The sequence below is a fragment of the Rhizobium sp. BK591 genome (assembly GCF_014195045.1).
Classification (GTDB): domain Bacteria; phylum Pseudomonadota; class Alphaproteobacteria; order Rhizobiales; family Rhizobiaceae; genus Rhizobium; species Rhizobium anhuiense.
Genome location: NZ_JACIAZ010000002.1, coordinates 1,183,998 through 1,203,208, shown reverse-complemented (window position 1 = coordinate 1,203,208; position 19,211 = coordinate 1,183,998). Strand labels below are relative to the sequence as shown.

Here is a 19,211-nt window from a genome sequence, read left to right as displayed (position 1 = left end):
TCACCGCCTCATTGAGACGCAGACCAGTTTCAGGATGTCGGTGGTCCTTGGTCAATAAAGGGAATGTTGAAGGTCACATTTTACCTTCCTACATCGTGCCGGTTTCCGCGGCGGCTCCAAAATTGTACCAGACGTTGTTGGCCGCAGATCGCTGTGAATATGTCGCGCCATCCCACTGGATACCGTAGCGATATGCCGAACCAGGAGCACCGCTGGGTCGATATCCCCAATTGCCTTGGATGCGTGCCCTGCCTTGGCCTATGCGGATAAGAGCGCCCCCCAGGGGAGCGGAGGCTCCTAGATCCGCACACTGCACCATCTCATTTGCTTCCACGAACACATTCCCGGTCGCAGCATAGACACAAGCATCATGCAGGCCGTGGAATGTGTTGTGAGCAATTCTGATGCTTTCGACAGTTCCAGACGACAGAAAGCCGATGCCGCCGCCCTGCCCGCTGAAACCGAGTATCTTCACATCGTGGATGTTCCAATCTCGGTTCGAACCGTTGGTAGCTTCAGCCTGGAAGAAGATGTCGGCTCGATCAACCTGGCCACCGGTCCACTCAGCATTTACGATACCTTTCGCATTGGACACCAAATATTTGCGGAATTGTTCGAAAAACTGACCGTATACATAAAGGCCATCCCAGTTCCAACTGGTATCTAACTGCTGCATGAAATCATGGCCACCGGACGCGTTCCAGCGATAGGCATTACCGCCGACCTGCAAGATGCCACCCGAACCCAAGAGGATAAGGGGGACTGATGATGCCGCCGACGAGTTTCCGCCGCAGTTGTCAAGCGACGTATAGACAACGTCGTTGGTCGCCGAGGCGCCCTCGCCAAGAGACCAACCGTTCCTCAGCCCGTCAACCAAGACATCCTTAAAGGTGATATCTGAGGTATTGCGAAGGTAGAAGCCACGACCGTTGTTATCCTGCGCCACCGCGGCATTGAGCGAAAGGCCCTCGAAAACGATGTCCTTGGATCGAGCCTGCGCGGCGTCACCGATGTTAAAAAAATGCTGTGAAGCCGACGTGTTCAGGAATCGCGTTTGGTTCGGGCCTTGTCCGACGATGCGGATCGGTTTCGTGCCATCTTCGTAGACCGACACCGCCGCCTCAAGAGCAATATCGCCACGCGGAAGAATGAGCTCTCCACGACCTGAGGCTTTCGCTCGATTGTAGAGCGCCTGCAAAACCGCAGCATTGGTTGCCGTCGACCCGCCGCCCGTGAATTGCAGTTCTTCAGCCAGTCGATAGCTGTCAAGCCAGCGGTCTTTGTTCGAGCGGCTCTTGTAAAGCGTGTTGTTGTCAAATGCCCAGGTCGCCTTTTCCAGGAGATCGTTGACTTGAGGGAAGGTTTTGCTTTCACGGGCTGTGCCTGTGGCGTTGTCGACGAGCATATGGTTCGCCGCGACGGCCGGGAGGTTGATCCCCGCGGTGTCGATCGTGATGACGAAGCTGAAAGGGAGATCACCCACGCGGCTCCATGAGCCGGAGCCGGACGCGCCAGACTTCACATAGACGCCGTTGGATGCCGCCGTTACATCGCCCATTACCCACGCCGTGCTATTGGCATCGTGAGCAAGATCGGCAAATAGCGCAGCGCGAGAGGTGTAAAGCATGGCATCTCCGTTAAATAGAGGTGACGGAGCGACCCGCCTCGGAAGACCGCAGCATCGGTCACCGTCAGCGGTCGGCCTCCATGTCGGTGCGTGCAGCCAAAGTATTCGCGCCTTAAGATTGCACTATCTACATTGAGCAGCAAGGCGTCGTCGACCGATTTTGAAAACACCGACGGAGATACCGCTCAAGGCGCCGGGACGCAGCCTGACGACAGTAAAGGAGAAAATGGCACAGGCGGTGAAAATGGTTGCGACCGCTGGCACCAACGTTGCGGCGATCCCACGTCTGCCAGGTCCGGGACAGGTGGCTGTGCAATTGCCGTGAAGGCGGCCGCGACAAGTCTCATTCAGATTTCGAGCAAGAGGGCAAGAAAGGATACGCTGTCGGCTTTACCGCAATGATGCGGTTCTTGATGGAACGCCTTCCCAAAGAAGAACGATACATCGATGGCGTTCGGCGGATGGTGCCGCACTTTCCTGAGACCGCAATTCGCGAAGTTATCGCGAACGCACTCATCCAACAGGATTTCATGGCGACCGGTGTTGGTCCCGTGGTCGAAATCTACGACAATCGCATCGAAGTCACCAACCCCGGCAATTCCCTGATCAGCGCCGACCGCATCCTCGATGAGCGCCGCGCAAGAAACGAGAAGCTCGCTGCAACTATGCGTTCGTTCGGACTCTGCGAAGAGCGCGGAAGGGGTCTCGACAAGTCCCTAATTGAAATCGAAGCGCAGCATCTGCCCGCTCCCGACTTTATCTCGTCAGAAAATTCGATGCGTGTCGTTCTATTCGCACCGAAAAGCTTCGCTCAGATGTCAAAGGCCGAAAAGCTGCGAGCTTGCTTCTTCCATTGTGTCCTTCGCTGGCTCACCCACGACTACATGAGTAACGCCACACTTCGTGAGCGTTTTTCACTCCCGCCGGAGGAATATCAGGCCGTTTCGGCAATCATCGCTGAATCGATCAAATTCGATCGCATTGCGCCCGCAGATCCCGATCAAGGTAGGCGCAACGCGCGGTACGTTCCATATTGGGCCGCCTAAAATCTATTGACCACAGCGACGCCTTGAAAGTATTCGAACCGTAGACCAGCCACTCGCGATAGCTACATGCTTGGCAAGCAATCGTTCTTCTATTCGCTGGCCGGAGAAGTTCCCGTCGATTACATTATGCGATAATTTTGGCCCAGAACGTGAACATTTGAGCAACCGGCCTTTGTTCCGACCCCGAGCCCCGACCGTGCATCCATCGAGCCAACTCGATCGTCTCTTGCGACATTTGGCCCGCATATAGGGAATCGGAGGGCCTCAGGCTCGTTCGCTTCACCACATTGCGAAGCGTACCGATCTTATCGATCGTAACTTCCACTACATCCCATTCCTTCAGGAAGACCGGAGGCGTTCTGCGCGATCTATCACCGGCCGGAATACTGCCCTTCATGCAACGCGCCCGGCCTCGAACTCAGCAGCTGCGTGGAGTGCGGAGAAGTCCTGCTCGAGGTCGAGCTGGACATGCAGCGTGACGGTGGCACACCTACGGGTGTGTTTCGCCGCCCTTGTGCGGCCTTCTCTAGGCGTGCCGGCGCAAGCTTGAAGTCGCCTAGAGGTCACCAGGATGAGCGCGTCTTCTATGCGGTAGCATTCATCGATCTCGACAAGCAAGGTCATGGCGATCCGTAAATGTTGTTTCTTCCGGCGATATCGTCGGGTGTCAACTGACGCAGTTGCTTACCCGCGTCGAGTTTCTCCTGCATCACGACGCCGTTGACACCCACGTGGTCCAGCCCCAGGCAATGACCGAACTCGTGGAGCGCCACACTGAACAGATCATTCTCGTCCGCGTCGGGTATACCGTTCCCAACGTACCAGAACCTGTTCTTGTTAAAATGGATGACGCACCCCGTCATCTTGTTCGTCGCCGGTACATTTTTCGTGTCAGATACCGCCGCATTCGTCTGCGGAAACGTATCGAACACGACATAATTTTTTGGCGTCTGAGCGGGGCAGTCATCCTCGTCGAACACAAACTTGAGCTTTGTGTAGTTCCACTTCGCGGCCGCCTCCTTGATCCGTGCCGAGGCGCCGACGGGCGCGTCGTTCTCGCAAACCACGAAGTGGGTTTCGACGGGGTTGGCTTGATAGCTCCAATCCATTTCAAGCCACTTGTATGCGCTGGCAGGAGTGGCGGTTATCAAGAACAATATCACGGTGGAGAGAGCGCTGGTGCGGCACAAAATGCCGCGAGCGAATTTTCCAATTTCGGTGTGCGAAGTCATTGTCTTCCCCTCAAATTTTTCCGCGGCCGCTGACCCGATGACATTTCGAAATGCACTGCCGAGTTTCAAAGCACATTCGTGCAAGCTCAGCCCTTCAAATGCCGCTTCACGATTCCAATGCCCTGACCGACCTCGCCGAGCAGCCGAGAGATGCGCCCGCGCCCGAATAGGAGGACAATGATTCCAAGCACGATCACCCAGTGCCAGACGCTGAAGCCACCCATCGAACTCCTCCTGTCAAAGATTAGGTTTTTTCAAGAAACGGAACGCGCGCACTGAAGCGTGGTCCGGACTCAACGAACGTGTCCAACGCGAACATATCCCTCAGCGAAACCGGTTCCTTGCGGTAGGCTGCCGGCATGCGCCTGTCGACCTCTTCGACGTATGCGACGATGCGGCCACGGCCAAGGTCATGGATTGTTGAGCTTTCGAGCTTGACTACGATCGACCAAAGGAGGTCAGCGTTGTCGAGAGTTGGTTCGACTTCAAAATGAAAGTCCTCATCCTTCGATCGGCTGACGGTCCCCTCCGCCCCCTTAATCTCAGCCGGCACGCTGTCCAAGGGAGTACGAATAAGGCCGTTCTCCTCGTCATCAGCTTCGTGAAACAGCGAAAGCTTCATCTTGGGTCGCCGGAGAGTGTCGAAATTGGCAGCCCATTGTTCATCGGCGTCAGGCAGCAACTCGGGAAAGATGTCCTTGATGTTGTGTGATCCCAGCCCCCTCACCTCGATTGAAAAGTCGCGAGTTGTGGCAGGCTCACCTTCAATGCGCTCTACGATGTCGACTTGACGATTCGCGAGGAGCTGCATGGTTACGCTCGCGGGCTCAGACACCATAAGCTCGGGAGAGATCGACTGGCTCTGATATCGCACGACCCCGAACCGGACGAAGGGCTCGGAGGCGCGGTTGGGTTTGAGATTTACATCCACGTACCACTCTTCGCGGTCGAGATCGAAGCACGGGACGTAGGTCAGCAGGCAAACCGCAAGGTATTCCGGAGCTGGCCCGTCGGCGGCGCGAACAGGCATCAGTGCCGACGATACGATTTCTGGGCGATGCGGGCCGGTCCCGAGATGCTTCAGATCTTCAAAGGCGTCCGGAGGAATGAAGTTCGCCTCTTGCTCCGTAGGGTCCTTTCGAATTGGATCACCGCCCCACCGTGTTATGAAGCCACCGCCCACACCCAGATCCGAATCCTGAAAATCCCGGAGATAGAGCTTCCTCCCGTTCACGTTTATCTTATCCGCATCAACATCACCATTCTTGAGGGCCTCAAAGCCCGGCGGCCACAGCACGATGCCAAGCCGCTCACCTTCTCCGGAACTGAACCATCCACGCCCCAGGTACAGCCTCGTGAGGGCGGTGCGTGTCACAAAGTGTTTCTCGCCGTCGGACCGGCGCGAGATGATGAAAGACGGCTCTGGGCGTCGTAGGTCGGGGACAGCTGGCCGAGCTGTGGACTTCATCCAAACTTCGGCAAAGTCATTATTCATGACAGCCTGATCTGTTCGCCTGAGTGGTTGGCGACGATAGAGCAGCTGCTCCCTACCCTGCAGATATCTCGGAGCGGTTTCGAACGCTGCTGCGTGTCTTGAGGTCGAAACGAGCTTCAAGATCAGCTTGCGAGCTCGAGTATCCTTGAACGCATGCGGTAGTTCCGTCTTCAACACGCGCGTGCGCCGCGTGACGTCCTTCGCGTTTTCTTCCATGGCCAATTGCGAAGTAATCGGGACCGAGATGGCGGCGGCGGCAAAAAGTGGTGCCAGTTCGATCTGGGTGAATCGTCCCGCAATTGCACCAAAGACCGGCTCGCCTGGGTTCTTTCCCGATGGAGTTGGGTGAAACTCCACATCGGCCGGGACCTCACAGGCCTTCCCGGTGTCCACCGGCAGGATAAGTTCCCCCACTGCGCCGTGAGCAGGCAGATTTCCAACATTTAGTAGAGTTACCGACTGGCGGGGCAATGTGACGACGCCATCCGGGGCAACTCTGAAACCAACGACGTCCGTCGCGGAAACGTAGGCTCGCTCGCCATCTTTGGTGACCATAGTCGGCCAGCGTCCCGAGCGTTGCGAGATTGAGCTGCGCGACCGCTCGCGGGTGTCCAACGGCGCCCCGTCGGTCGCCACGGTCTCAGCCACGATTTGGACGCTGTCGACAAGCGCGAGATCGACCTCGACTTGTCCTAGCAGAAACAGGCCCGTCGCGCTCGCCTTGTCTTGTAGGTCCGGTTCAGCGACCGCTTCGCAAGGTAGATCATAGTCGTGCCGGATGGCTTGAAGCGATGTCTTGTCACGCCATCTGGCAGCGAGAGCCGGCTTGTTTGCGGCGTGGCACACCCTCAGCGTCGTGACCGCGGCGATCTCCTCGATTGGCCACTGCGTTTTCATGGCCTTGAGGAGCTTGGCAGCAACATCGTCGACAACGGCCTGCGATGGAACGAACATGCCGCCAAGTCCGGTCACTTGCTGGCATTCGACACCTGGAGAACAAGCTTCAGCGATCTTTTCGCCGCAGATCGAACTCAGGAGCGCGAGCTTCTTCGCATCCGCCCCCGCTGCCTTCAATTGTAGCGAAATTGTTTCCGGAACGGAGAAACGTCTGGCCAGCATCGCGGCGTCAGGTAAACAAGCGACCTCCAGATCATAGTCTTCGCCGGAGTGGAGGGTGATCTGCACGTGGCTTACGCGCGTGCCCCGTTTTGGCTTCGCTGACCTGAGCACCCCGCTGTCGTCCATCCACGTTGGGCCCGCCACGAGAGCGATTTCGCTGATGTTCGTCGGATGCGCTGGCCTCACGGTCTTCGAATTGCCGGCGGCCTTCCGAACGCTGACGACCAGCGGCAGCACATCCGGATATCCTTGCGCGGTGAACGCGGGCGCGTCAATCCAATCTTCGAGATAGCGGTCGCCGCCACGGATCCGCGCTCTTATCGTGTAATGCGCGATCGCTGGATCCGGCAAATATCCAAGCCCGCCTTTCGGCGTTGAATTGGTACCGCCGGGTTCGAAGACCGGAATGCCCCTTTCTTTCAGCCCCTCCGCAGAGCTGGAAACCGTGCGGCGATAGACGGCGCCTTCAGGATCGAAGGTATCCCTTTTGCTGGTGATCGCAATGGGAAAGCCGCTGGAACGTGGCGCTTGGGTCGCTTGCTGCGGATCGTGCAAAGGTCTCGGTGCGAAGGATACGTCCAGCAACCCGCCCCGGCGAGTGCGGGACACGTCTCCCTTGTCAAGCATCCCGTGACGCACGACTAGGTCCAGTGCGGCTTCGGGAGCGACCAGGACGCGCATCGTGTTCTCTGGCGTGGTGCGAGCGCCGCCCGCGACGTATTCGCCTCGGAAATCGACGGCGTCGCTTATTGTCTCGAGCGGCGACGACGTGTCGTTCCACGAACGCACGATCGCCTGATCGGCCTGCTGATACCCCATGTGCAATGATGGGCGTTCGGCAAGGTGCTTTGGCAACATCAGGACCGGAGCGGCTATGCTCTCGTGGCGAAGGAATCGGCGTGGGTGCACCCGTTGCCCCGCAGCGAGCGGAAGCACGCTCAGTTCGTCGGTGGTGGCGGTCGTGTTGTCGTCGGAAGCGTCGGGCGATCCCCCTCCGATGAACATGGAACGGCAGCGGCAAACGTAGGGGTAGCCAAATCTCAGCGGTGCGACGCGCAGTGGTTTTTCGTCAGGAAGGGAGATCGTACGATCGAACGGCAGGAAGCTCGGCAAGTCGACGTTCCCGACGCCTGCGTCGGTTAGGGCTCCCGCTGGCGTGCCGTCCCAGAGGAAGATCGCCTCCTCCGCGACAACTTCGACATCCTGTCCGGAGATGGGCATGTAGCGGGCAGCCACCTGAAAGGAGACCTCCTCAAGTATCCCTTTTTTGCCATAGCTTGGGAACAACCGCTTCAGGATCGCCTTCGCAGTGCCATCCCGCGACTTGAAATTGAAATCGACGTAACGATGCATTAAGCTTCGCCAATCGATCTCGTCGAGCCCTGCACCAGGCTTCACCGCCGCAACGTCGATCCGGCGACCTATCGTCAGCTCCTCGGCGTGAAGCACGATCACGGCATTCTGGCTTGTGACCGTCACCTTCTGCATCGCCGAGAGCGCCAGGTCGCGGGCGATCTGATCGGCCCGACCACGATCGAGGATCGTGAACCCGGCGGTATGATGCTCCTCCCCCCGGTCACGGCCCGTGGTCTTGCCGTCGATCGAGCGACGGAGGTCAAGCGACACGATATCGTACCTGGGCGCCGACGCCTTGCACCCGTCGACGTCGACCCCGCAGCAGGATCCGAGCTTCCAGATGCCGTCCCGCTGCTCGACCAGGTCGCCGCGATCGAGGATCGTATATTTTGACGGATCGCCGCTGCTGGATTTGGCGACATGGGCTTCGAAGGCGGAGACCGGCCAGAAGCCTTTTCCATGGCGCCGCGCCGCCGTTGCGACCAATGCGCGACGCGGCTTCGACGCGGAAACCGCCAGATGAATTTTCTCGACGGCAACCTTTGCGACAAGACGAGCTTCCTCGACTTCGAAGTCGATCGCCATACAGAACAGCCGGGAGAGCGTCGGGTCGCCCTGAAGGGCGTAAAACACCCCCCTTTGGTGATCGCGCGCCGCCGCGGCCGGCGCCTGGTCGGGCACGTCGTCCACCCGCGGCCGATCGCTCCTGCTGTTGCTTCGGTACTTTGCGCGACGCTGCAACCACGTGCCATATTGGTGGGTTGCCCTTCGCTTGCCCCTGTCTGACGCTGGCGCGCTGGCGCCGAGCGGCAGGGCATTTTGGGGAACCTGCTCGGCGATCACATCGGACGGCTGCGGTATTATGGAGGCCGTCTTGGACGTCGGGGCCTCCCCAGGCGTCCCGGGAATGCCACTGATGAGGGCTGCGACCCGCTGCGATGTCACCTGGGTGCGTTTTCGCTCCTCGTTGGTGCCCTCCGTCACGGTTTTGAATTTTTCGACATACCCGGCTTCATCGGCCTCCTCGCGGTCGTCGAGTACGGCGAACGGCCCGCCCTGCTGCTTCGCCAGGATGCGCGCGGCACGCTCCGTCTCCTCCTCGATCGCGAGGTCGCTCTGACGGATAGGCAAGACCCCTTTGACGACGATCTCCTTTTCCAGGTCATGCACGGGCGCGATAATGGCCCCATGGGCATCGATATCAGGGCTTCCCGAGTATTGATCCTGCAACGAAGCCTCGCGATTGCTCCCTGTGGCGGATCGCTCAATGTCGCGAGCCAGTTCCTGCCATGCTGAAAAATTCGAACCAGCCAGCGAGCTTTGCCAAATCGCGTTTATCTCACTCCACTGCGTGGAATTGTCAAAGGCCTTAGGGGTCGCCGCTTGCAGTATCAAGTCCAGCCAGTCCGAACCTTCAGCAATTTCAGGAATCGCCGCAGGGACGACCGCGCGGGCATGAAGGCGAAGGCGTCCCTGGCCTATAAATGCCCCCCCGACGAGCCCATCCCGCATTCGAGCGGCCATCCGCGCCGGCCATTCGGCAAACTCGAATGCTCCGTCATCGGTCGTGAATGGCTGTTTGCTGTCGTATTCGGGCGTAGCAATAAGCGTGAATTTGAGAATATCTCCGTTCGTCCCCTTGCGGCGGCCGTTGGCGACGATACGAAGCAAGGGACGGACGGGCACTTTAAGATCGCTCATGGTGAAATTCCCTCAAGAAGATCGACGTCGAAGTAGGCCGCGTAGGCGTTCCAGTCCGTAAGCTGGTCCGCGGCGTTGATGGAGATGTATCCCGAGTCTTCGATGGCGCCCGTGGTGATCGGGTCGACCCCGTCAGGTACGACGGCGCCGGCAAAACGGGTCGGGCCTTGGCGGTCATGCAGCGATCCCGACCGCGACGAGCCAAGGGCGTTTTCCTTTTTGAAAGCCGTTATCGAGTAGTCGTAGTCGGCTATTCCAAGACTGAAGGAGAACGAGTAGATCGCCTCGCCATACATGGCTCCGCCGTCGGCGGTACCTAGCCTGACGTAAAGTGACGTCGCGAAATGAAACACCCAGATGCTTGCCGAACCACCAGCGAAGAAAGTGCCGTAAATCTCTGTTGTTTTTCGATTATCGGCCTTCAGGATTCGAACGAACACTCCCGCCGAAATACGGCACTGACCGCTTAAAGGCCCGAACCCAATCGCTCCGCCGCCGCCGTATTCGAAGGAGGCTTCGAACCCGCGAACCCCGTCGGCGGCTGCGTAGATCGAAAAATAGCCCGAACCGACGAACGGCAGAACTCCCATTCCGAAGGGAGACAGGCGACGCCCCAGGCTGACCTTGAAAAGGGACTCTTCGGCCCCGAACGGCAGCTCGGCAGACACGTTCAGCGAAACATTGAAGAACGAGGTAACCCCAACCCCGATGGTGCCCAGATTGATCCCATATCCAACTTCGATTCCAGCGCCACGGGTCATCGGCTGGATGAACACCCCATTGCCTTCCTTGGGCGTGAGGTAGCTTTGCAATTGCTGGGCGAATTCGAGATCCTTGCCGATCTTGAAGTCTTCATATTTGACGTCGAAGCGTGCGCTCGATCCATTGGCGATCGCGAACGCAGCGCCACCGAACGACAACCGCAAGGCGTCGACGACGCCCCCGATGAGATAAATGTCGAACGGGCCGATATTTGCGCTTGCTGAAAAGTCGCTCTTTTGCGTCATGAGGTCGTATGACGCGCGGACGGCGATGCCAAACGTCGAGCCCTGCTTCGGCTGGAAGATATCCTTTTCCCCCGGCGACTTTGCCACCGTCGAGCCGAAATCATAAGAAAACTTGACCTTCGTTGGAATGAGCGCGGCTATGGCGTCTTCCAACTGGTCGCGGAACGCCCCTAGATCGATACCCGAAAGGACATTGCCGCGCAGCAAGTCCCTTCCCATCGTCCGAGCCTGTTCGATGATGCGTAGCGGAGACGCCTGCCCATTGGTCCATCCGTGAAGCGCCACAACATAACGTCGACGCAATGCCGCGCGCGCCTCGTCCTTATAGTCCGCCAGTTTGCTTGCATTCGCGAAGGTGCTTGCCTCCTGAGCCAGCCTGTCGCACTCGGCGAGCACGTCGCTCGGCTGCTTTATGTCGTGGACATCGCACACCGGTTGTCCCTCGGGGCTCAGTGTGTCGAGGGCCTCTACTAGCAAGGCATTGCGAGCAAACGGTGCGAAAAAGGTGTTTGCGCCGGCCTGCGCCAAAAGTTGGTTGCGCAGACCCTTGATCTGACCGTAGCCGGTCGCGAGTTTTTCAAAGACGCCAAATGTCGCGACCGCATCCTCGACCGCGTCCGTGATTTGCGCGGGAAGGCCCTCCAGACGGCGTTGCAGCGCACGCCATTCGCGCAGGAGCGCGGCTTCGAGATCTCTGACGTCGTCAGCGGCCTTCCGAAACTCAGTTGTTTCGTCCGTGACCTTGGAGAGCGATCTGAGGGAGACAACGGGAGCAGTTGTCAGCGGCGCTTTGAAGAGCGCGACTAGGGACGCCCGACTTTCGGGATCCGCGGGAATCTTTAGCCCCCCGTACTTCGCGATCTGCAACTTGAGCCGCGTCAGCGTGCTCAACAAACGGGAGATCTCCCCTTCGATCGATAGCCCGACATTGGAGGCGGCGGTAGCCATTCGCCTAAGCTGCGCCTCGATAGCGCCAATCCCATCCACACTCCCAGCAGTAGTGGTTCCGAGGAGAGCAAGGCCCAGGTCAATCACGGGCGCAATCGCCGCGACGAGACTCTTCTCGAGATCATCCGCGCGGTTTCTGGCATTCTCGAGCGCGGTACGTGCCGTGGTCTCGACGCTAGCGAGATCGACGCCTTTGTCGCGTGCGAACAGGACCAGATTGCCCCCGACGATCCCGGCAGCTATGAAGTCTCGGTTCTCCGGAGCTTCAACAAATCCCACCGTGGACCTGGCAATAGCGGTAACACGGTCGATCACGGCGCTTGCGAGAAACCGGATGTGTTTCGAGAGCGAGCCGATCTGTTCGATCTTGGCGAGGTCGATGTCGTCGCCGGAAAGCGCAAGATCGAAACCGGCGGCCGCCACCGAGAGATCAACGATGTCACTGTAAAGCGCCGCGATTTCACGGGAAATGCCGCCTGTCCGCGCGTCATCGGCGCCGACAAACGCTTCCAGACGTTCCACAAAACCCACAAGCTGCGGGGACACCGACTCGAATCCGGGGGAGCCGGCGGCCGTCCTGACCTCGGGCAACGAACCGCGAACCTTCTCAATCGCCTGGAGCGCCGTTCCGAGCCCCACCAGCAGCGAGGTGCTTGCCTCCACCTTCTGGCTGCTGTCGAGCAAGGGGAGCTTCGTCTTTTCGGGTGGATTCTCTTTCAGAGGCGCGCAGGCTTCGATCTCGCGCAGAAGGATGCTGGAACTTACTGACACGATTGAATCGGGCAGCAAGGTCTTTCTCGCCTCCCGGATCGCGGCGACGAACGGTGTCGTCACACTTTGGCGAAAGTCGGTCGTAACATCCTTGACGGGCACGCCGAACACCTGTGTCGCCAGGGTGCCTCCCGAGTCCAATATCTCCTGTAGGTTGGTCGTCTTGACAGCATCCAAAACGCGCTTGACGCTTTCGAACGTCCGGGACGCATGCTCGATGCTTGCGACCAGAACCTCCACTTCGTCGGGATATTGCTCGGCGGCCCAATCGATCGGCGCGTCAAGTATTTGGCCGATGTAGTGATCTAGGGCGACTTCGAGCCCGATTGCGGCACGGCGTTCGGAGTCCACGACGGAAGTCTTGAATTTTGCGACCTCCGTTTTCGCGATTTCGATCGCGCCCTCAATCTTGGTCTTTGCCGCCGATATGTAGCCTTCGACAGCGTCCTTAAGCGCCTCCTTGACAGCCCCTTTCGTCAGCAGTGACCGGAACATGGCCTTGAGCGCCGGCCGGATCGCTTCTCGGACGGCGTTCCCAAGGTTTTCGAGGAGCGTAGGACCAACCGCCGGCGCGTCCGGGCCGAGAATCGCCTTCCCGAGTTCGGCCGCATCCTTCTCGACGTCGGCCACCAACGTTCTCAAAATGGTGGCAAGATCAAGCGGCATCGCACCAAGCGGTAATAAATCGAGAAGCTTCGTCGAAGCCTGGAAATTCACCTGCGAAGCGGCGACCGAGCCGGCCATTTTCTCAAACACCCATGTAGTGGCGTGCTCCGCGGCGTCGTCGACACCGGCGTCAAGCAGGTCCGCCGCCAGTTTCTCGAGAGTTGCGACGAGAGGCTGCAGTCGTCCGAGAGCGTCGGTGACCTCGAGAATGCGCGCCTGCAGATTACCGATCACGGCGCTTTCGAGTCGTTCCACAGGATTGGACGCGATGATCGCCAAGCCGCGGATGAGTTCGCGCGCGGATGAGTGAACGGCCGCCAGTTTAGGAACAAGCGCGGCCGCGCTCTCGCTTCCAAGTGCTTCGTCAAGCGCTCTTTCAACGCCCAACAGGCCTTGATCGACCTCTGGATAGATGTCTGCGAGGCTAAGGGCGGCAGGGCTCGAACCGCCGCCAGACGCAGGCATCTCCACCTTTTTTTCCTTCAGCGAACGGTCCAGCGCGTCCCACTCGCCACGCAACTGCCTAACAACGTCGCGGAGGGGCGAAAGGACACGGTCTCGGACGTCGTTGCCTAGGCTGGCCAGTTGATCGTTGGCGCCACGCAGGGCGGCAGTTCCGTATTCGAGCCCTTCCTTGAGAAGAGGGATGCTGTCAGGATTGAGGTCAAGCAGGGTCATTAGATCCTTGAGCCTGACCGTGCCGAGAAGTTTGGCGTCGAGACTGAAAAAGGACTGAACCTGGTTGAGAACTTCGAGCTTGTCGGCACTTGGCGGTGACGGCGTAAACGCCGGCGGCTCTCCGTCCGCTGCCTTGAGAACCTCCAGCGGTGGCCGGCTGACCTGTTCGTTGAAGTAGTATGCCAGCGACACGAGCGTTGAAGACTTCATCGCCTCTTCGAGCTTGGCGGCGTCGGGTTTTCCATCCACCTGCTTGATCAGGACCCCGCCCGGCGTTCTATGTTGGGGACCAACGCTCCACCACGTGGTCTCGTCCCCTCCAAGCGGCCCCTTGTTACGGCTGATTGCGACGATGTTGGATTCAGGGCGCGCGATGCCACCGGCACGGTCCCCATTGCCCCCCATGCTTAGATTGAGCACAGTGCGGAGATTGAGGAATACCTCCTTTGGATTCGCGTTTTTTCCCGTTGGCGGCTCAAGGCCCCTGATCGCCCCGTCCTGCGGGAAACCGTACAGCACATAATGTCCGTCGTATTGCACCTCGACGGGGGTGGGGTTCCCTCCGCTAAGGCGCTCGACCGGGCCGAGCCTGATTTTCGCCAACTGCATCGCCGGATAGAAAGGTGGCTGCCCGGCACCCTCGAGCACTCCGGTCGTGGTGAAGCTATCCATGCTTTCGAGATCGCCGGTCCATGTGTCAGATACCGCGGCGACGGTCCGGCCATGAGCGCGGACGACCAGCTCTTCAGTTTCGAATTGTGCCTCGCCCGCCTTGCTGTTGGGCGCGAAATCGATCTTTCCTCCGCCGAACACCAACTTGCGATTTTTCTGTAGCCTATCCCTGAGCGCAGCCGAACTTTCGGCGCCAAGATTGCCATTGTAGTGATCTACCGCTTTCTTCAGCGACTCTTTCGTCGTTGCGGCGATATTGTCGACAAAGAGCATCGGCAGCGAAGTCGGTGTGCCATCGAACGTTACCTCGAAGCGATGCAGTCCGCTGTCGGTTATGTCGATACGCGGCCAGAAGGCCAGCCCAGGGCCCTCGCCAAGAAAAATTCGACCGTTCAAGCTTTCCGGATTCGTCACGTCAAGCTTGCCGAGCGGGATGCTTGGATCGAGAATATCAGGGGTCTTGTCGGCAAGGAGCCTGACTTTCTTGGCGCACCACATGCGTCCTGAATGCGGCTGTCCGAGAGCGCCATACAACTTCTCCGGCTCGCTCATCCGCAGGAACATCCGCTGGCGGAGCATTGCCTTGATGCCGCTCTTGGGTGTGCGCAGAAAGATCCGTTCGGTTAGTTTGACAAAAGAGGCCTTATGGCCTAGAGGTAGAAGGTATCCCTTATACACAACTTCTGTTCGAATATCGCGACCTAGGACAATGTCCTGCTGGAGCGTATCGATCGAGAAGCCCTCGAATATCTTGCGACCACGAAAGTCGTTGGCACCGGCCGAAGGCTTGAACGCGGTCTCGTGCACAAACGAACCGCCGAGGGCAGTAAGCGACAGGTCCTTGACCTGAAGCGAGACGGGCTTGTGCAGCGCCTGATCATCTGTGGCATCCAGCAGAGAAAACGATTCACCGGGCTCGATCTGGCCGGAGTCGGAAATGAGCGCCCCGGGTTGATCGACGTCGCCGTCACCGGCGGCCGAATTCCGTTTTCCGATGACAGGAAGGCCGTATGTCGAGGTTAGGAGCACCAGTTGGTGGCGGTCGTAGGCGTCGAGCGACGTGCGGAAAAGAGCATAGTCTTCGACAGGAAGACTCTGCCTAAACCCCGCGCGCTCGCACAGCCAGCGGACAAGCCTGTACTTGCTGGGAGCCGTCGGCGACAAACAAAGGTTGGCGTCCTCCGGTTCACCCATGACGGTGTGTGGTGCGACCGTGCCGCTTTCAAGCTGCTCAGGTCCTATAAACCAGGGCGCGTACGGCCCGCGCGGCGGCGATCCCTCGCCTGGCAGGCGAACGGTTCCCGGTTCCCGGGGCCCGGTGAGCGCGGATGGTCGCAGGTCAGGAGAAGACACCGCTCTGAGGTCCGGTTTTAGCGTGCCCGTTTCGAGCCTGACCGAGAACAGATCGCGCGGCTGCGCGCTGACGCTTTCTTTTCCCGCGAGTCCGCTTCCCTCTTCAAGGCCGGTCGCGTTGGGCACCGGCTTGACAGGAGCATCACCGGTTGCGGCGGAGACTTCCGGCGGCATCTGTCGATTGGTGCGCCACACGGCATCCTGCGCGGTTGACAGGATCAGCCGCGAGGGAAGCTCTATGGCGGTCTCAGTGTCCAGCGGTTCGCCGGGAAACGCCGTTGCGCCGTTTCCGGCGAGGTCGGGGGTACGTTCGCTTTGCAGCGACGCACGCACCTGCGCCATGCGCGCCTCACCGGTGACGACGCCTTCGGAAAAGCCCTGAAAGCGCATCATCGCGTGGTCGCTGGGATTGGTCGATCGTCTACCTTGCCGGGGAAGGAGCCCGGACGGAAGCGTTTCGTAGAGCTTTCTGGCGCGTTTCGTGACCGCCGGCTCGAATCTCGACCAATCCGTCAACCCCTCGAACGTGAATGGGATCGGCTTGAAACGGGAGAAGCCTGACCCGGTGTGGCTGGGGCCGTCGTTGGAGCTCGACACCGTCCCAGCGTCGTAGGCGTCGACAGCGTGCGGCGGATCGCAATCTATCCGAAAAGCAAGTCGGCTTCTGCCCGAAAGGCGCGCGCCGACCAAGTCAGGGATCTGGTCAAGCCCTAGCGCAAAATCTACGAACCTGCCGATCATCAGGTCGACAAGCGTCGTAAGATTGCCGTTGTCGTATCCTTGATAGCGATTGCTATCGATCAAGAATTCGCCAAGCGCTGGTTGAGTTACCGGGTCGGCCTCGGCCGGCACGGAGAAGCCCACTCTGCGCGTGACCTCGTCGTTTGCGACATTGTGCTGCCTGAGAGCGAGATAGGTTGCGATCGTGTCGCGCCAGAAGCCGCGGAACACCCCGTAGAGCGGTTCCAAAGCCTCAAACATTGCTTCGTTGCGAATAGCGTTTCCGCGGTAGTCCGGTGTCGTCGCATTGTTCGCCGGAGACCCGTTGGGATCGGATCGCACTGGTAGGAGCTTCTGGAATTTTGCGAGAGGACCGGTCGGTTTCGCGTGATCGTTGACGCGACCAAACAGGGCCTTGATCTCTTCCTTTACCGGACCGGGCCCGATCTGCGCCATCAGCGTCCGTGCGATCCCCATACCATCGGCGTCGAGCGCGAACGGGCCTATATAGACTTGCTGGTCGGGCGGGAGCTTCTTCGTCGCTTTCGTGAAAGCGGCGGCCATCGCCGCGAAAGGCCGAGCGTTGGCTGGCTTGGCCAGAACCTCGCTCGCGATCTTCTGATCTTGAACGTCCTTTCTGATGTTCTTCCGTTTGTCCTGATCCGGTTCTTTGGCAAGAGCGGAGAGTATGCGTTCCCTTGTCCAAACTTCCTCGCCGGGTTTGCCAGGTTTATCTAGTTCAATGTCCGGCAAAGGCGGCGGCTCCGGACGAAAGACGGCGGCTTCCAACACGTGTTGTGGATCGAACTCGGCGACAAGGATTGGCCGGGTGTCATGAACGCTTCCATCTTCGCCCACGTGAACTCGGGCGTCGTCCCGAGCGGGAACGACCGCCGGGTGCGGCTGGTATTCAAGGCGGAGATCGCGGAATCGAAACCGCAGCTTCATGAGATCGTAGTCGCGGGCACAGGTGAGCGTCGCGCCGGACAGGTCGAAGGATGCGCGCCGCTCGCCCGGAGCCCTCGGTCCGATCCAGACAAAGCTTCCAGCGACCGGGCGAGGATGTTCGCCGCCCTTCAGCTCAGTGATCGGCAGACCGTCTTCGTAGAGTAATCGGAGATCGGAATCCTTGAACGTCAGCCGGCTGAAGCTCGTGTCGGGAAGAGCCGCGTTGGTCGAGCGGAGCAATAGGTCAAAGTGAATCCGTCGAAGGCTAGAAGCCACACCGGCTTTTTTGTGAACGGCGTCGTGAAGCACATAAAGTGTCGCATCGGGTGCACCGCCGCGATCGCCATTCGCCGTTTGAAAAACACGACCGAGATGATCGCTTGTGGCTTCGCCAGGAGGGACCGGATCACACGCTTTCGGACCCGAGATGTTGATTTCCACGCCCTGCCCATTGGACCCGCCGTTTGCGGTGCCGGATTGCGTCGGGGGCGCCTGAGTTCCCGGATCGGGTTCCTGCTCGTCGGTCGGCAGCAGCATTTGCGCTGGTGAACCGGATATTTCAAGAAGACCGACGGGGGAAGAAATTGTCCCCCTCTGGAGCCACCGCGGGCCATTGATCCGCGGCTTGCTGATCGAAGGTCCCGTCCCGACTGCCTGCCCCCAGAGGACGGTACGTCGAATGCGCGACACGTCCGTCAGAGGCATGTCGGTCTGCGCGAAGACAAGGTCTTGTCCTGCCACGCCGTCCACGAGTGTCCGCGTTCCCTCACGAACTTCAAGCACGCCCCTGCCGACACTGAGGGCTGACACTATCTGCGTTTGTCGCGGCAGCGTAGGTGCGGGCCCGGCGATTACATCGAGACTGACTTCGCAGAGATCGTCGGGAAGCATCCGCACTTGGTGTCCACCCGGATCGCCGATTTCGAGGAGCCCGGCATTGCTTGCCAGTTTCAACGCGTTAGGCCCTGCCTGTCCCGAAAAGTAGATTGTATCGCGGTCTGCTACGCGCTTCGGCGGGGCCGTTTCAACCTTCATACGCCGCCAAGCGAGATTGAATTCCTCCATGCCCAGCTGGCCGTTGAGCGCGGAAATCGCGTGGTCACCTGCCTTTCTCAACGTCCAGACCAGATTTCGGTCGAGCGTGACGCGTATGTCGCCCGTGGTGCCAGGCCTAATGCCGACCTGCCCCGCGAACATGGCGTCAAGTGTCAGCCCAACCCGGCTCGCTGCGATATCCTCGAATGGGCGCGGCCGGGCGCCCGCTTCCGGATTGGGGTTCAAGAACACGTGAAACAGGGCGGGCTTGCTTGCGCGAATACTGCCGGTATTGCCGTTCGTCAAAAGCCACAGGTCGGTGATGTACTCGATGGTCCACCGCATTTCGGGCCTGCGAAATCGAAATGCTACGTAGCCGCGCTTCTTTATCTCTGAAGCCGGCTTGTCGCCTTTGGGAAAGCGCAGACCATACTGAACGTTACGAACATAGATCGTACGATCGGGAGCCGGGGTGCCTTTTCCGATCTCGACCGCGGTTGGCTCCTCCATGTCGAAAAAGGCGGCCGGCCCGAACGCGAGCGCGGGTATGTTCCACGAGCACGCTTCCACGCGTGTATCAGGAGACGCAGCGTTCGCGTCCGCATTAGCCTTGGGTCCGGGCGTAACCCTTATTTCAACGACAGTCAGCGATTTTTGGTCTTCGGCAAGCGTGAACTTCAGATCGTACCAAGGGTCGTCCTGGGCATGGCCCGTTCCCGCGTAAAGGAGCAACGGAGCTCCGCTAATCCCGCTGAGTAGTTCACGCCGTGTGATTTGCGGACTCAAAATCTCCTGCCAGCCGACCGGCCACGCGTTGGTTCCCAGCCCCATGTGCTA

6 protein-coding genes are annotated in these 19,211 nt (G+C 59.3%); 1 reads left to right on the top strand and 5 read right to left on the bottom strand.

Annotated features, from left to right (window positions below; translation table 11 throughout):
- Positions 1 to 88: 88 nt before the first annotated feature.
- A complete protein-coding gene (locus FHX10_RS12735) occupies positions 89 to 1,627 on the bottom strand; it encodes a hypothetical protein (RefSeq protein WP_184389427.1) in 1,539 nt (512 codons plus the stop codon).
- A gap of 413 nt (positions 1,628 to 2,040) precedes the next feature.
- Between FHX10_RS12735 and FHX10_RS12730 the strand changes: the two genes are divergently transcribed.
- A complete protein-coding gene (locus FHX10_RS12730; RefSeq protein WP_246781228.1) occupies positions 2,041 to 2,673 on the top strand; it encodes an ATP-binding protein in 633 nt (210 codons plus the stop codon).
- Positions 2,674 to 3,293: 620 nt separating this feature from the next.
- Here FHX10_RS12730 and FHX10_RS12725 read toward each other — a convergent pair.
- The 4 genes from FHX10_RS12725 to FHX10_RS12710 all read right to left on the bottom strand — a co-directional run bounded on the left by FHX10_RS12725 (position 3,294) and on the right by FHX10_RS12710 (position 19,205).
- Positions 3,294 to 3,905 carry a matrixin family metalloprotease gene (locus FHX10_RS12725; protein WP_184389425.1) on the bottom strand — a complete coding sequence of 204 codons (612 nt, stop codon included), beginning with the start codon at positions 3,903 to 3,905 and terminating at the stop codon, positions 3,294 to 3,296.
- 86 nt (positions 3,906 to 3,991) lie between these two features.
- Positions 3,992 to 4,129 (bottom strand): twin-arginine translocase TatA/TatE family subunit, encoded by a 138-nt coding sequence (locus tag FHX10_RS12720; RefSeq protein WP_184389423.1) that lies wholly within the window; start codon positions 4,127 to 4,129, stop codon positions 3,992 to 3,994.
- Positions 4,130 to 4,149: 20 nt separating this feature from the next.
- On the bottom strand, positions 4,150 to 9,576 hold the full coding sequence (locus tag FHX10_RS12715) for a hypothetical protein (RefSeq protein WP_184389420.1): 5,427 nt from the start codon (positions 9,574 to 9,576) through the stop codon (positions 4,150 to 4,152).
- Positions 9,573 to 19,205, bottom strand: a complete 9,633-nt coding sequence (locus FHX10_RS12710) for a hypothetical protein (RefSeq protein WP_184389418.1) — start codon at positions 19,203 to 19,205, stop codon at positions 9,573 to 9,575. The genes FHX10_RS12715 and FHX10_RS12710 overlap by 4 nt, the downstream gene beginning before the upstream one ends.
- Between the last annotated feature and the right edge of the window lie 6 nt (positions 19,206 to 19,211).

Bases quoted from the DNA above. Each gene is read 5' to 3' on its own strand.
- FHX10_RS12715 (WP_184389420.1), bottom strand. From the start codon at position 9,576: ATGAGCGATCTTAAAGTGCCCGTCCGTCCCTTGCTTCGTATCGTCGCC.
- FHX10_RS12725 (WP_184389425.1), bottom strand. From the start codon at position 3,905: ATGACTTCGCACACCGAAATTGGAAAATTCGCTCGCGGCATTTTGTGC.
- FHX10_RS12735 (WP_184389427.1), bottom strand. From the start codon at position 1,627: ATGCTTTACACCTCTCGCGCTGCGCTATTTGCCGATCTTGCTCACGAT.
- FHX10_RS12720 (WP_184389423.1), bottom strand. From the start codon at position 4,129: ATGGGTGGCTTCAGCGTCTGGCACTGGGTGATCGTGCTTGGAATCATT.
- FHX10_RS12730 (WP_246781228.1), top strand. From the start codon at position 2,041: ATGGAACGCCTTCCCAAAGAAGAACGATACATCGATGGCGTTCGGCGG.
- FHX10_RS12710 (WP_184389418.1), bottom strand. From the start codon at position 19,205: ATGGGGCTGGGAACCAACGCGTGGCCGGTCGGCTGGCAGGAGATTTTG.